The organism is Sphingomonas sp. BL2 (genome assembly GCF_056680015.1).
Window position 1 is genome coordinate 448,279 of the sequence record NZ_CM155261.1, and the last position, 14,248, is coordinate 462,526.

The 14,248-nt window shown below is 65.6% G+C and carries 16 protein-coding genes; 11 read left to right on the forward strand and 5 right to left on the reverse strand.

Features of this window, described 5'->3' with window-relative positions; all coding sequences use genetic code 11:
• The first annotated feature begins 17 nt into the window (after positions 1–17).
• The 3 genes from ispH to rnhA are packed head-to-tail and all read left to right on the forward strand — an operon-like array spanning position 18 to position 2,387.
• Entirely contained in the window at positions 18–974 is a 957-nt protein-coding gene (gene ispH, locus AC1ME3_RS01945) for a 4-hydroxy-3-methylbut-2-enyl diphosphate reductase (protein WP_480954620.1), read from the forward strand.
• A gap of 1 nt (position 975) precedes the next feature.
• Complete coding sequence (gene thrB / locus AC1ME3_RS01950) at positions 976–1,926, forward strand: homoserine kinase (RefSeq protein ID WP_480954621.1); 951 nt, start codon at positions 976–978, stop codon at positions 1,924–1,926.
• On the forward strand, positions 1,923–2,387 hold the full coding sequence (rnhA, locus tag AC1ME3_RS01955; RefSeq protein ID WP_056064977.1) for a ribonuclease HI: 465 nt from the start codon (positions 1,923–1,925) through the stop codon (positions 2,385–2,387). Before thrB ends, rnhA begins: the two co-directional genes overlap by 4 nt.
• A gap of 2 nt (positions 2,388–2,389) precedes the next feature.
• Here the strand turns inward: rnhA and AC1ME3_RS01960 are convergent, their stop codons facing one another.
• The gene (locus AC1ME3_RS01960; RefSeq protein WP_480954622.1) at positions 2,390–3,490 is read right to left on the reverse strand and encodes an NAD(P)/FAD-dependent oxidoreductase; all 1,101 of its coding nucleotides are present in this window, start codon (positions 3,488–3,490) and stop codon (positions 2,390–2,392) included.
• On the reverse strand, positions 3,478–4,425 hold the full coding sequence (locus tag AC1ME3_RS01965) for an alpha/beta fold hydrolase (protein WP_480954623.1): 948 nt from the start codon (positions 4,423–4,425) through the stop codon (positions 3,478–3,480). The genes AC1ME3_RS01960 and AC1ME3_RS01965 overlap by 13 nt, the downstream gene beginning before the upstream one ends.
• Positions 4,426–4,504: 79 nt before the next feature.
• Here AC1ME3_RS01965 and AC1ME3_RS01970 point away from each other — a divergent pair, with 79 nt between their 5' ends.
• Genes AC1ME3_RS01970 through AC1ME3_RS02005 form a run of 8 tightly spaced genes read left to right on the forward strand, consistent with a single transcriptional unit; the run spans position 4,505 to position 12,133 of the window.
• Entirely contained in the window at positions 4,505–4,978 is a 474-nt protein-coding gene (locus tag AC1ME3_RS01970) for an A24 family peptidase (RefSeq protein WP_480954624.1), read from the forward strand.
• A gap of 49 nt (positions 4,979–5,027) precedes the next feature.
• Positions 5,028–6,068, forward strand: a complete 1,041-nt coding sequence (cpaB, locus tag AC1ME3_RS01975; protein ID WP_480954625.1) for a Flp pilus assembly protein CpaB — start codon at positions 5,028–5,030, stop codon at positions 6,066–6,068.
• A 23-nt stretch (positions 6,069–6,091) separates the two neighbouring features.
• Entirely contained in the window at positions 6,092–7,702 is a 1,611-nt protein-coding gene (locus AC1ME3_RS01980) for a type II and III secretion system protein family protein (protein WP_480955889.1), read from the forward strand.
• A gap of 47 nt (positions 7,703–7,749) precedes the next feature.
• The gene (locus AC1ME3_RS01985) at positions 7,750–8,382 is read left to right on the forward strand and encodes a CpaD family pilus assembly protein (protein ID WP_480954626.1); all 633 of its coding nucleotides are present in this window, start codon (positions 7,750–7,752) and stop codon (positions 8,380–8,382) included.
• On the forward strand, positions 8,382–9,671 hold the full coding sequence (locus AC1ME3_RS01990; RefSeq protein WP_480954627.1) for a CpaE/TadZ family protein: 1,290 nt from the start codon (positions 8,382–8,384) through the stop codon (positions 9,669–9,671). The genes AC1ME3_RS01985 and AC1ME3_RS01990 overlap by 1 nt, the downstream gene beginning before the upstream one ends.
• Before the next feature lie 46 nt (positions 9,672–9,717).
• Positions 9,718–10,683, forward strand: coding sequence for a type II secretion system F family protein (locus AC1ME3_RS01995; protein ID WP_480954628.1), 966 nt, complete (start codon positions 9,718–9,720; stop codon positions 10,681–10,683).
• Positions 10,684–10,693: 10 nt separating this feature from the next.
• A complete protein-coding gene (locus AC1ME3_RS02000; RefSeq protein ID WP_480954629.1) occupies positions 10,694–11,686 on the forward strand; it encodes a type II secretion system F family protein in 993 nt (330 codons plus the stop codon).
• Between the two features lie 54 nt (positions 11,687–11,740).
• The gene (locus tag AC1ME3_RS02005; protein ID WP_480954630.1) at positions 11,741–12,133 is read left to right on the forward strand and encodes a hypothetical protein; all 393 of its coding nucleotides are present in this window, start codon (positions 11,741–11,743) and stop codon (positions 12,131–12,133) included.
• A gap of 47 nt (positions 12,134–12,180) precedes the next feature.
• Here AC1ME3_RS02005 and AC1ME3_RS02010 read toward each other — a convergent pair whose 3' ends face one another.
• The 3 genes from AC1ME3_RS02010 to AC1ME3_RS02020 are packed head-to-tail and all read right to left on the reverse strand — an operon-like array spanning position 12,181 to position 14,247.
• Complete coding sequence (locus AC1ME3_RS02010) at positions 12,181–12,534, reverse strand: hypothetical protein (protein ID WP_480955890.1); 354 nt, start codon at positions 12,532–12,534, stop codon at positions 12,181–12,183.
• Positions 12,535–12,559: 25 nt separating this feature from the next.
• The gene (gene pnuC / locus AC1ME3_RS02015; protein WP_480955891.1) at positions 12,560–13,117 is read right to left on the reverse strand and encodes a nicotinamide riboside transporter PnuC; all 558 of its coding nucleotides are present in this window, start codon (positions 13,115–13,117) and stop codon (positions 12,560–12,562) included.
• Positions 13,117–14,247 carry a phosphotransferase enzyme family protein gene (locus AC1ME3_RS02020; RefSeq protein WP_480954631.1) on the reverse strand — a complete coding sequence of 377 codons (1,131 nt, stop codon included), beginning with the start codon at positions 14,245–14,247 and terminating at the stop codon, positions 13,117–13,119. The genes pnuC and AC1ME3_RS02020 overlap by 1 nt, the downstream gene beginning before the upstream one ends.
• Between the last annotated feature and the right edge of the window lies 1 nt (position 14,248).

Here is a 14,248-nt window from a genome sequence, read left to right on the forward strand (position 1 = left end):
CGTAGAGGCGTGGCATCATGAGCCCAATCGACAAGCCGCCGCTCGAACTGTTGATCGCAGCACCCCGAGGCTTTTGCGCAGGCGTCGACCGCGCGATCCGGATCGTCGAACTGGCGATCGAGAAACACGGGGCGCCGGTCTACGTCCGCCACGAGATCGTCCACAACAAGTTCGTCGTCGACACGCTGAAGGCGCAGGGCGCGATCTTCGTCGAGGAGCTTGACGAGGTGCCCGATGGCGCCCCGGTGGTGTTCTCCGCGCACGGCGTACCCAAGTCGGTGCCGCTCGATGCGCAGAATCGCGGGCTCGAATATCTCGACGCGACGTGTCCGCTGGTATCGAAGGTCCACCGCCAGGCCGAGCGGCTGGTCGCGCAAGGTCGGCATATCGTGTTCATCGGCCATGCCGGGCACCCCGAAGTGATCGGCACGTTCGGGCAGGTGCCTGCGGGCGCGATGTCGCTGATCGAGACGGTCGAGGACGCCGAGGTGTTCATGCCGATCGATCATACCAACCTTGCCTTCCTGACGCAGACAACGCTGTCGGTCGACGATACCGCCGCGGTCGTGGCGACGTTGCAGCGCCGCTTCCCGCAGATGTTGCCGCCGCGGGGCGAGGACATCTGCTACGCGACGTCGAACCGCCAGACCGCGGTCAAGGCAATCGCGCATAGCGTCGACGCGGTGCTCGTGATCGGCGCGCCGAACTCGTCCAACTCGGTGCGTCTCGTCGAGGTCGCCGAGCGTGAGGGGACGCCGGCGATGCTGATCCAGCGGGCGAGCGAACTCGACTGGGATTTTCTGGCGGGCGTCGGCACGCTGGGGATCACGGCTGGCGCGTCGGCCCCTGAATTGCTGGTGCGCGAACTGGTCGATCGGCTGTCGGAGCGCTTCACGGTGACGGAGCGCGAGGTCGAGACGAACCGCGAGACGATCGCGTTCAAGCTGCCACGCGGACTGGAGGCGGCCGCCTAGCATGGCGGTCTATACGCAGGTGTCGGCGGAGGCGCTGGGCGCGTTCCTCGCGCGGTACGATCGGGGCGAACTCCTGTCCGCCAAGGGCATTGCGGAGGGCGTGCAGAACAGCAACTACCTCGTCGAGACGACCGCCGACCGCTTCATCCTGACGCTGTACGAGGAACGGACGTCGACCGACGACCTGCCGTTCTTCCTCGACATGCTCGATCATCTTGCGGCCGACGGCAATCCGGTACCGCGCGCATTGCCCGATCGTGACGACGTGGCAATCCAGCAGCTCGCCGGACGATCGGCATGCCTGATCGAGTTCCTGACCGGGGTTTCGGTATCGCATCCAACCGCGGGGCAGGCGTTTGCGGCGGGTGCGGCGATGGGGCAGATGCACAACAGCCTCGCCGGGTTCGACCAGGTCCGCGCCAACCCGCTCGGCGCGGATACGTGGCGACCGTTCCTTGAGCGTTGCGGCCGCGACATCGACACGATCGAACCGGGGCTGTTCGACCGGACCGAGGCGGCATTGACGGCGGTTCTGGCGGAATGGCCGCGCGACTTGCCCATGGCGGCGATCCATTCGGACCTGTTCCCCGACAACGTGCTGATGCTCGGCGACCGCGTGACCGGGGTGATCGACTTCTATTTCGCCTGCACCGACGTCCGCGCCTATGATCTGGCGGTGATGCACACGTCGTGGGCGTTCGACGGCAATGGCGAGAATTACGACCCGGCGATCGGCAAGGCGCTGATCGACGGCTATGCCAGCCGCTTTCCGTTGTCCGACGCCGAGCGCGCCGCGCTGCCGATCCTGGCGCGGGGGGCATGCCTGCGGTTCCTGCTGACGCGCGCGTGGGACTGGCTGAACACGCCTGCCGATGCGCTGGTGACGCGCAAGGATCCGCTGGCCTATTGGCGGCGGCTCGAGACGTATCTCAAGGACGACCTGTTTGCATGACTGACGAAGCTCCCGTTTCCATCACCAAGGTCGAGATCTTCACCGACGGCGCGTGCAAGGGCAATCCGGGGCCCGGCGGCTGGGGCGCGGTGATCCGCATGGGCGCGCACGAGAAGGAATTGTCGGGCGGCGAGACGCCGACGACCAACAACCGGATGGAAATGACCGCGGCGATCGAAGCGCTCAACGCGCTGACGCGGCCGTGTGCGGTGACGCTGTATACCGACAGCAAATACGTGATGGACGGCCTCACCAAATGGGTGAAGGGCTGGCAGCGCAACGGCTGGAAGACCGCCGACAAGAAACCGGTGAAGAACGCCGAACTGTGGCACGCGCTGCTGGCAGCGGTCGCGCGGCACAAGATCGAGTGGCAGTGGGTCAAGGGCCATGCGGGCCACCCGGAGAACGAGCGCGCGGACAAGCTGGCGAGCGATGCCGCCGTCGCGGCCGGACGCAAGTAGACCTAGAACCGCGCGGGCGAATAGCGTGCGGCGTCGATCGCTGCGACCGCAGGGTCGGGACTGACGCCGAGCAACAGGCTGGCGGCGAGCAGCGCAGCCGCAGGGGCGGTCTGGATGCCGAAGCCGCCCTGCCCCGCGCACCAGAAGAAGCCGGGCACGTCGCGGTCGAAACCATAGATCGGCAGGCGATCGGGCGCGAATGTGCGCAGGCCCGCCCAGCGGCGCTCGACCGCTGCGACTCGCCAGTCGACGACCTGCTCGAACCGGTCGATCGCGATCGCAACATCGATCTCCTCAGGGGCGGCGTCGCACGGGTCGGTCGGCGTCTCGTCATGCGGGCTCAGCCACAACCGGCCACCGGGCTCGGGCTTGAAATAGAAGCGACCGCCGAGGTCGGCGACGTGCGGCATCCCGTCGGGCGCACCGGGATCGGTGCGGAGTTGCACCATGGTCCGGCGATACGCCTGCAAGCCGAGCGGGCGCACGCCCGCACGTAACGCGACGTCATCGGCCCAGGCGCCCGCTGCGTCGACGAGGGTCCGCGCGTGGAACGTGCCGGCCGTCGTCTCGATCGTCCAGATCCCGCCAGCGCGCGTCGCTCCGGCAAACGCGGCATCGGTGACGAAGTCCGCACCGGCACGCCGGGCAGTGGCAATGCTTTCGGCGTGGAGCGCGGCGACGTCGATATAGGCACAGGTCGCTTCCTGCACGCCAAGCGTCCAATCGGAACGCAGCCCAGGCACGAAAGCAGCAGGATCGACTTGGTCCAGACGCACCTCGCTATCTGCAAACTCGGCAAGGAACGTGTTCATCGCCGCTTCGTCCTCAGCGCGGCCGATGTGCAGAGAACCGAGCGGAGCAAGATGACCGGCTGCACGCAACAATGGCCCGGACGCGGTGGTTAGCGGCTGGATATCCGGCCCGCCGTAAGTTTCCGACCAAAAGGCCGCCGAGCGACCCGTCGCGTGATAGCCCGGCGTTTCCTCTGCCTCCAGGACGAGCACCCGCGCCTGCGACCCGATCGCCGCGGGCAGGCTTGCCCCCGCCATGCCCGCGCCGACGATCGCGATGTCGTACACGCCCGTCACCGTCAGGCCACGCACGCAGCCAGGAACGAATCGATCGCCGACATCGCTCGATCTCGCACCCCATTCGCCTCGCGCAGAATCTCATGCGCGGACTCCGGACCGAACCGAACGACCTGCGCATTGCGCAGTCGCGCCGCCAGCCGGAGCGCCGCACGCGGATCGACCAGCTTGTCGGCCTCCGCGATCAGCATCAGCACGGGCGTATCGATCGACTCGACCCGCGGATCGGTCGCAAGCCCCGCAGCGCCAGCGAACCCCTGGGCGAGCCACGCCCAGCTCGGTGGCCCCAGCACGAGTTCGGGATGCTCCGTCTGCCACCATCCCTCGTCGCTGTAGCGATCGGCGTCATGCGTCAGCAGCGACTGGCGCGAAGCGATCGATCCCGGCCGCTCGTTGCTGCGCCACGCCGCTCGTGCGGAATCGCCGCGGCCGGCAATCCAACGCGCGATCCTTGCACTGAACGCGGGACCGAACGGCGCCTTCAACCCGATCATCGGCGCGACCAGGATCGCCGCATCGGGCGCGATCGTGCGATCGGCGAGCGCCCGCATCACCATCATCCCGCCCATCGAATGGCCGAGTATTACCCGTGGCAGGCCGTGGTCCGCGTCCTCCGCGCTCCAATCCGACCAGAACGCCGCAAGGTCGGCATCGAACACCCGGTAGTCGCTCGCATGGCCGACATGCGGGTCGCTCGACAAACGTCCGGACCCGCCCTGCCCGCGCCAGTCGAACGCCGTCACCGACCACCCCGATGCGTGCAGATGCGCGAACGTCTCGAGATACTTCTCGAAGATATCGCCGCGCCCCGTCTGGAACAGCATCCGCCCTCGTGCCGCCTGCGCAGGCCAGTCGAATCGGCGCAGCTTCCAGCCGTCGGGTGCGGTCCAATAGCCGACGAGCGCCTCGTCGGGAATCGTCCGACGCATGGCTGCCGGATCGATCGTCATGCGCAAACCCGTGGCATCATTCGAAATTCCTCCAAGCACGGTTACTTTTTCGAAAGCCATGTCCGTTAGGGACTAGCCGATGGGATGGAACATTGCTCTTTCAATTTTGCTTCTGGTGCTCGGCGGCCTGCTGGTCTCGGCGGGTATCCAGGATGCGCGGACGCGGGAGATCGCGAACTGGAAGACAGCGACGGTCGCGTTGCTGGCGCCGGTCTGGTGGTATGCGAACGGCCTTGATCCGTGGCCTGGCATGGCTTTGCAGGTCGGCATTGCGGTCATCGTCTTCGCGCTGTTCCTGGTCGCCTTCCATTTCGGCATGATGGGCGGTGGCGACGTGAAGTTGATCGTTGCACTCGCGTTGTGGCTGCCGTTCCCGGTGTTCCTGTCAATGCTGATGGTGATGTCGATCGTCGGCGGCATCGTCACGCTCATCATGATGATCGAGCATCGTACCAAGAAAAGCCCCGGACAGATCGAGGTTCCCTACGGCGTCGCCATAGCAATCGCCGGCCTTCTCGCGCTTTGCGAACCACTCCTTAACCAGTTTCAGTGATGATTAACGGCGAAGTACATTCGCGGCGCCTGAAAGGCACGATCTAGTCATGGATACACGCAAGATCATTTTGCTGGTCGGCGCACTTATAGTCGCAGCCGTCACGGCATTCTTTGCCCGTACGCTGATCACCGGCAGTTCCGCGCCGCAGGCCGGCGCCGTTGTCGTCGCCGCGCCGGTCATCGACGGCCCCGAAGTGCTGGTCGCGACCCGCTCGCTTCCGGTCGGCACGATCCTCGACGCCACCGCGCTGAAGTTTCAGCCCTGGCCGAAGGAGCTGGTCGACAACGCCTACTACCTCCGCGACAAGACCGACCTGAAATCGCTCCAGGGCACGGTGGTGCGCAGCATCATCACCGCCGGACAGCCGGTGACGCAGGGCGCGCTGGTGAAGCCCGGCGATCGCGGCTTCCTCGCCGCCGCGCTCGGGCCCGGCATGCGCGCGGTCACCGTCCCCGTTTCTGCCCAGGCCGCGGTCGCCGGGTTCGTCTTTCCCGGCGACCGGATCGATCTCGTCCTGACGCAGGAGGTCAAGGGCGGTGGCGACGGCGACCCCCTCAAGGTGTCGGAGACGATCATGCGCAACATGCGCGTGCTTGCCACCGATCAGCGGACCGACAATCTGGTCGGCGCGGACGGCAAGACCGAGGTCAAGACGTTCTCGAACGTGACGATCGAGGCGACGCCCAAGATGGCCGAACAGGTCGCGCTCGCGCAGACGGTCGGCTCGCTGTCGCTGTCGCTGCGGTCGATCGCGGACAACTCGGCCGAGCTCGAGGAGGCGATCGCGTCGGGCGCGGTCAAGGTCCCCGACGGCACCGATCCCAAGGCGGAGAAGGCGATGCTGGTCCGCGTCGCCAGCCAGCCGATTTCCGGCGGATCCAGCTATCAGACGGGCGCCGACATCTCGCGGTATCAGCGCAGCACGGTGCCCGGCAGGCCACCGGAAAACGGCGGCGACAATCGGCCGATGCAGGCCATGAACGGCCCGCAGTCGGGTAGCGGTGGCAGCGTCGTGATCCAGGGCCCGGCCGTCCGGGTCGCCCGCGGCAATGTAGTGACCATGGTTCCGGTCGGGGGGAAGAATTGATGCGTATCTCGATGACGCGCCGCATGCCCCAGATCGGGCAGCAGCTCGGGCAGCAGATCGGGCGCCAGTTCGGCTGGCCGCTCGCGGTCGCTCTGGTCGCCGCAACCGCCGCCCCCTCCGTTCCCGCCCTCGCCCAACGCGGACAGGCTCGGACGCAGGTCGCCCCCTCGGGATTGCCCGTAGTGCAGGTCAATACGGGGCGCGGCCGTCTTGTGACGCTGACGCGGCCCATGAGCGACCTGTTCGTCGCCGATGACACTATCGCCGACGTCCAGGTCCGCTCGCCGACCCAACTCTATATCTTCGGGAAGAAGACCGGCGAGACGACGATCTCGGCGACCGCAAAGGGTGGCGCGGTCGTCTATGCCTCGACGATCCGCGTCGGCAACAACCTAGATTCGGTGCAGCAGATGCTTGGGCTGGCAATGCCCGAAGCGCAGGTCGTCGCGACACCGATGAACGGGTTGATCCTGCTCACCGGCACGGTCGCCGCACCCGAGGACGCAGCCGAAGCCGAGCGCCTGGTGCAGGCGTTCGTCGGCGACACCACGAAGGTACTGTCGCGACTGAAGACGGCAACGCCTCTGCAGGTGAACCTTCAGGTGCGGATCGCTGAGGTTAGCCGGAGTTTCGTGAAGAACATCGGGGTGAACATCCAAAGCAGAGACAGTACGGGCGGCTTCAAATTCGGCGTTGCTCAAGGCCGCGGCGCCAGCACGCAGTTCGCGCCAGGGGGCGCGCTGTCGACAGGCTTTACCTCATCCTCTCAAAGCGTGATCACGCAATCGACGTTAGGCTCTACCTTCGGTCTTGCCGGCAAGCTGCTCGGGCTCGACCTCATTGGCGCGATCGATCTGGGTGAGACAATTGGTCAGGTGACTACGCTCGCCAACCCGAACCTGACGGCCTTGTCGGGTGAGACGGGGACGTTCCTAGCGGGCGGCGAAATTCCGATTCCCCTTGCCCAGGCGCTCGGCACGATTTCGGTTGAGTATAAGCAATACGGCATCAGCCTCGCCTACACGCCGACGGTCCTGTCGGATGGCCGGATCTCGCTTCGGGTCCGCCCCGAAGTGTCGCAGCTCGACTACAACAATGCGATCACGCTCAGTGGGACGCGCGTGCCCGGCCTCACGACTCGCCGAACCGAGACAACGGTCGAACTCGGCTCGGGTCAGAGCATGATGATCAGCGGACTGCTGTCGAACAACAACAACAACAGCTACGACAAGACGCCGGGGCTCGCGAACCTGCCGATCATCGGCGCGCTTTTCCGCTCCAACGCGTTCCAGCGCAACGAGACCGAACTCGTGATCGTCATCACGCCGTACCTGGTGAAACCGGTCAACAACGCCAGCGACATCGCGTTGCCGACCGACGGGGCGCGCGCGCCCACTGATCTAGACCGCGTGCTGCTGGGAACGCTGAGCGCCAGCGGCGGCGAAAAGCGACCCGTGCCGACGATCGCGCGGCCTTCCTATGTTTCACCGGCGATCGGTGCCGCCGCCCCGGTCTTGCCGATGCCGCGGAGCGACGTCCGCCATAGCGAGGACGATATGGCCGCGCGCCCTGCCAACGCGAAAGGCACCAAGACCAAGAAGGGCGCCGTGCCTGCGCCAGGCTTCTCGAATTGAGCCGGCCCCTGCCCCGCCGCTCGCGACCACCGCATCAAGGATTCCCGATGAGCACCAAGTCGATCCTGCTAGCGTCCCTCGTCCCCGCGTTATTGCTCGGCGGCTGCATGGGGACCGAGAATCGCGGCCTTGAATCGGTCCACCAGCCGGTCGTCAGCCGGTCCGACTACGCGCTCGATCTCGGCGTTTCGGGCGGTTCACTGGCGCCGGGCGAACAGCGACGGCTCGCGGGCTGGGTGAACGCGATGCGGCTGGGTTATGGCGACCGGGTCGCGATCGACGATCCCTCAGGTGAAGGCCCTGCCGCGCGCGGCGACGTCGCTGCGGTGGTCGCGACCTACGGCCTGTTGCTGAGCGATGACGCGCCGGTCACGCCGGCCGCTGTCACGCCGGGTTCGATCCGCGTGGTCGTCAGCCGGATGCGGGCGCAGGTGCCACGCTGCGCGGATTGGTCGCGTGACTCGACCAACGATTTCGAAGCCAATACGTCGTCGAATTACGGCTGCGCGATCAACAGCAACCTCGCGGCGATGATCGCAAATCCCGCCGACCTGGTACGCGGCAAGGAAGGGGCGGAAACCACCGATACCGCTGCCTCGTACAAGGCGATCGACACATACCGCAAGAAGACGCCGACCGGTGCCGGCGCGCTCGCGGTAGCCACGCCGGGAGGCAAGTGATGAACGCTCCGTGGAAGCCCGCTGGCGCCGCCAGTCGCGATCCCTTCACCGCCTATGTCTGCGACGAGACGACTGCGGCGGCATTGCGCCCGATCGCGACCGAACTCGGCTGGTCGGTCGACAAGATCTACAAGGGCGGACTGCGCAACGCGATCCAGTCTCTGTCGGTTGCCGCATCACCACAGATCCTGTTCGTCGATCTCGCAGAGTCAGGCGATCCGCTCAATGACATCCACGCGCTCGCCGAAGTCTGCGAGCCCGGCACCGTGGTGATCGCCGCTGGCCAGGTGAACGACGTCCGCCTGTACCGTGACCTCGTCGCGAGCGGTATCCAGGATTACCTCCTGAAGCCGCTTCATCCCGACATGCTGCGCGAGGCGTTCGTCCATGCGCAGATGATGCTCAACGCACCGAAGCCCGTCGACCTGTCGCCGGAGCGTCCGCATTGCTCGGTCGGCGTGATCGGCACGCGCGGCGGCGTCGGCGCATCGACGATCGCGACCTCGATCGCGTGGTTGCTCGCCGACAAGGAAAAGCGATCGACCGCGTTGCTCGATCTCGACGTGCATTTCGGCACGGGTGCGCTCAGCCTCGATCTCGAGCCCGGCCGCGGCCTCACCGACGCGATCGAGAACCCGAGCCGCATCGACGGGCTGTTCATCGAACGCGCGATGGTCAAGGCGACGGAGAACCTGTCGGTGCTCAGCGCCGAAGCCCCGATCAGTTCGCCGGTGATCACCGACGGCTCCGCCTTCTATCAGCTGCAGGAGGAGATGCGCGCGGCGTTCGAATGCACCGTCGTCGACCTGCCGCGGGCGATGATGATCCAGCACCCGCATCTGATCAGTGACGTGAAGCTCGCGGTGATCGTCACCGACCTGACTCTGGCGGCGGCGCGCGATACGATCCGTATCCTGTCGTGGCTGAAGACGAATGCGCCGCAGATCGAACTGTTCGTGCTCGCCAACCGCGTGCACACCGGCGGCAATCTCGAAATCAGCCGCAAGGATTTCGAGGGTTCGATCGAGCGTAAGATCGATTACCTCGTTTCGTTCGACCAGAAGCTCGCGGCGCAGGCGGCCAAGCTCGGCAAGCCGATCGTCGAGGCTGGCAAGACCAGCAAGACTATCGCGCCGATCGTCGCGCTAGCCGGCGCGCTCGCCACGGCGGTCGCGGATTGCGGCATCGACGGCGCCAAGGCGTCGAGGGGCCGGTCGCTGATGGGCAAGTTCGGCGAACTCCGCGGGCTGATGACGAAGCGCACGCTGAAGCCGGCAAAAGCGAAATGACCGTATCTGTTCACGCCAACATGACGCGCGTCGCACGATGACCGGCATGGCGCCGCTTCTGCTCGTGATGACCGGCGCGAGCATCGTGCTGGGAATGATCGTGTTCGCGTTCGCCGGGCCCTCTGCGGGCCGTGCGAAATCGCGACGGCTCGTGGCGGTGCGCGAACGGCACGGCGACGCAGTCACCGTGGCGAGCGCGCACATGCGGCGTATTTCGCATGCACGCGACACCAAGATGGACCTGGCATTCGGCCGCGTTCTGCCCAACCCCGTACAACTTGCCAAGCGGCTCGCCATGACGGGCAAGGACTGGACGGTCGGTCAATACGGCATGGCGACCGCCGGCATCGCCTTGGTCGTCGCGGCGCTAATGCTGTTCAAGGGCATGCCTTTCCTGCTCGCGTTGCTGTTCGGCCTGTTCGTCGGTATCGGCGTGCCGCATCTGGTCGTCGGTAAGGCGATCAAGCGCCGTGTCGGCAAGTTCACTGCGAAGTTTCCCGACGCTATCGAGCTGCTGGTGCGGGGCCTGCGTTCGGGCCTGCCGATCAGCGAGACGATCGGCGTCGTCGGCCAGGAGCTCGACGGCCCGGTCGGTGTGGAGTTTCGCTCGGTCAGCGACAAGATGAAGATCGGCAGGACGATGGACGCCGCGCTTCAGGAAACCGCGGACCGCCTCGGCACGCCAGAATTCCAGTTCTTCGTCATCACCATCGCGATCCAGCGCGAGACCGGCGGCAACCTTGCGGAGACGCTGGCGAACCTTGCCAACGTGTTGCGCATGCGCGGCCAGATGAAGCTGAAGATCAAGGCGATGTCGTCCGAATCCAAGGCGTCCGCGTACATCATCGGCGCGCTGCCGTTCATCGTGTTCGGGCTGATCTGGTTCATCAACGGCAGCTACATGCAGCGGTTCTTCGTCGACGAGCGCCTGATCTTGATCGGGATAGGCGGCATGGTGTGGATGGCGATCGGTGCCTTCATCATGTCCAAGATGATCAGCTTCGAAATCTAAGGGACTGACGATGGGCGAGACCGCCGGACCTACCCTGCTGGGGATCGACATACTCTGGGTCGCGACGATCCTGTCGGGCGTTGCCGCGTTCGCGGTGATGATCGCGATCTATGCGGTGACGACGGTTCACGATCCGATGGCGAAGCGCGTCAAGGCGCTGAACGACCGCCGCGAACAGCTGAAGGCCGGCATTACGGCCTCGACCAAGCGCCGCGCGAAACTGGTCACGCGCAACGATACGGCGGACCGGATGCGCGGCATTCTTTCGTCGATGAAAGTGCTCCAGGACAGCCAGGTCAAGGCGGTTCAGGTCAAGCTGATGCAGGCCGGCATCCGTTCGAAGGAATGGGCGCCGGCAGTGATCTTCGGCCGCCTCGTCCTGCCGATCGTGATCGGCGGGGCGATGCTCTACTGGGTTTACGGCACCGACGGCTTTGCGACCTGGGGCCCGCTCAAGAAATACGGGCTCGTCGCGACGAGCTTCATCCTGAGCTACAAGGCGCCGGACCTGTATCTCGACAACAAGATAAAAAAGCGCTCTGAGGCGATCCGCAAAGGTCTTCCCGATGCGCTCGACCTGCTCGTGATCTGCGCCGAAGCCGGCCTGACCGTCGATGCCGCCTTCCACCGCGTCGCCCGCGAGCTCGGTCGTGCCTATCCGGAACTGGGCGAGGAATTCACGCTCACCGCGATCGAACTGGGCTTCCTAACCGATCGTCGCAGCGCGTTCGAAAACTTCGCAATGCGGGTCAAGCTGGACGCGGTAAAAGGCGTCGTCACGACGATGATCCAGACCGAGAAATACGGCACGCCGCTCGCCTCCGCGCTGCGCGTCCTGTCGGGCGAATTCCGCAACGAACGCATGATGCGCGCTGAAGAAAAGGCCGCACGGCTGCCCGCGATCATGACGATCCCCCTGATCCTGTTCATCCTGCCGGTCCTCTTCGTGGTCATTCTCGGCCCGGCCGCCTGCTCGATCTCCGACACGCTGATAAAGGGCTAAGGCAACCGCAACGCGCACGGATCGTTAAGCCCCCGTAACAGGAGGGTTTCCAAGATGCCGTTGTTTTCCACGCCCACGCAGTTCGCCGCGCTCGCGCTGATCTTCATCGCCGGCTGGCTGTTCGGATTGGCGAGTCATCCCGGCGGCAAGAAGTGGAAGGCGCGCTATCACGCCGAACGTGACGCGCACGCGGTCGCAAAGAAGGACGCCGATATCCGCGCCGCCGCTGCCGAAAAGCGCGCGGTCGAGGCTGAGCATGAGAATGTGCGGCTCGCGAAGGCCACGCCGGTGGCGCCAGTCGCCCCTGTGACGACGACCCGTGCGCCGGTCGAGGATCGCTCGATCTTCACCTCGCCGAATACGCGTCCAGTCGCGGCATCGTCGGCACGTCCCGCGTACAATAATGATGGCACGAAGCGCGGATGGTTCGACTTCGACCGTCGCTAACACTGAAGGCGGCTCGCTCTCCATCGAGAGGGCCGCCTCATCAATGCCTATTGGTAATGCGCGACGTTCTCGAACCCCGTATTCGTCTTCGCCATTTTGACCAGCTTTCTAGCGTAGGACCGCACGTGCCGGTCGAAGCGCGTATCGTTGTAGACGCCGCGCCAGATATACTCGTCGCGGTCCAGTATCACAGCAAGCGCGGCGGTAAACGTCGCTTGGCTGTCCGCGACGCCTTTGCGGCTCATCAGCGCACAGACCATTTCCTCGGCTGACGCCTTGTCGCAGTCATCCTGCAATTCACGGCCGCCACGCTCGGCTACAACCTGCTCGGAGCGTGCGGCAATCCCCCGTGCGTCCAGCCATTTGCGGACCGCGTCGCAGTCCCAGTCCTTTTTGTCCACCAACGCCCAACCTCCGTTTCGCGCGCTAGCCGGCGGAGCGCGCCTGCCAGCGCCGATATCCGATCACGGCCAGCACGACCATCGCCGCGTACAGTCCGGCGGTAAGCGTCAGCCCCTTATAGGCAAACATCCCGACATACAGGACGTCCACGGCGATCCACAGCAGCCAGTTCGCCGCATGACGTCGCGCGACCCAATATTGCGCGACCAGACTGAAACTGCTGAGCGTTGCGTCGGCCCAGGGCAATGCCGCGTCGGTGTAACGGCTCATGAACCAGCCGATCACGAACGCCCCGACCGCCCCCGCGCCGAGACCGGCGAGCGCACGCGATGGCCGCAACGGCTCGACGACGACATCGCCGCTATCGACCTTGCCGCGCGCCCAGGCGAGCCAGCCATAGACAATGGCGATCGCGAACAGCGCCTGGAGCACCATGTCCGCGTACAACCGCACGTCGAGGAACAGCTTGAAGTAGAGCGCACAGGCGACGAAATTGACCGGCCAGCACAGCATGTTGCGCTTCGCGGTCAGCCATATCCCGGCAAAACTCACGACGACCGCGATGACCTCGAGCGGCGTCATCACGGCGCGATCCGGCGCAGGAAGTCCTGGCCCGGACGCGAGAAGAACCATGCCGCATGGTCGATCAGATACCCACCCCAAGCCATGGCGGCGGACGCGGTGTCCGCCACGACGGTGGTGAAGTAATCGGCCTCTGACAGCGCGAATTCGACATGGACCAACGGCAACAGCGACACGACCGCGGCGATCTCCTCATGGCTCAGCGGCAGGACGGTGGCATAACCTGCGAGCAACGAGAGTGCTGTCTCGGGATCGGCGATCGCATCGTCAGCCCCCTGCCCCAGATCCAGCCACCGCACCGACGTCCGCTCGATCGCCGTCGCGATGTCGTGAACGGCGTTCGTGCGATCAGCCAACCCGAAGTCGAACACGGTCCGCACCGCGCCCTCTCGCGTCCAGAGAAGGTTGGAAGGATGCCAGTCGTTGTGCGTCCACAACGGCGTCTGTTTCGCGAGAAGAGACGACAGGTCGCTATCGGCCTGCTCGAACAATCGCGCGAGTTGCGCCTGCCACGGCCGGGCGGAAAGGAATGCGGTCAGCGCCGGGCGGGCGGCGATATATGCGCTCGCCGCAGCCAGCGGATCGGCGGCAGGAAGTATCGTGAAACTTGAGACCAGGGGTTGTCGGCGTCGCGCAGGCGCATCGAACCCGCGCGCCGCGACGTGCAATTTCGCCAACGCCAAGCCGGCAGCATGGGCATGGTCGAGCGACAGGAACGGCGTCCACGACAGCCGGTCGCGATACAAATCCTCCCCCGGCGCCTGGCGGTGCAGTTCGTACGACCATGGACCGATCGCGACGCCGCTCGCCCCTTGTGCGGTCGCCATCACTTCGGGCACCGACACGCCCGCGCCGGCGAGATGCGCGATGAATGCGTGTTCCTCGGCAAGACCTTCGACCGTGCGGACGCGGTGATGGTGGCGCTTCAACAGGAACGCACCGTTCGTCGTGTGCACCAACGTCGCGGCGGAGAAGGGGCGCGGGGAATGCCAGTGCAGCCCGGTCATTCGCCCCGCCGCCGGAAAATGCGCAAACACCGCCTCGGCCTCGTCCGCAGCGATGGCGGGCCAGGTCGGCGCCTCCATCGCGGTGCCCATGCCGTGGACGAGATGCTTTAGCTGCGACGCCACC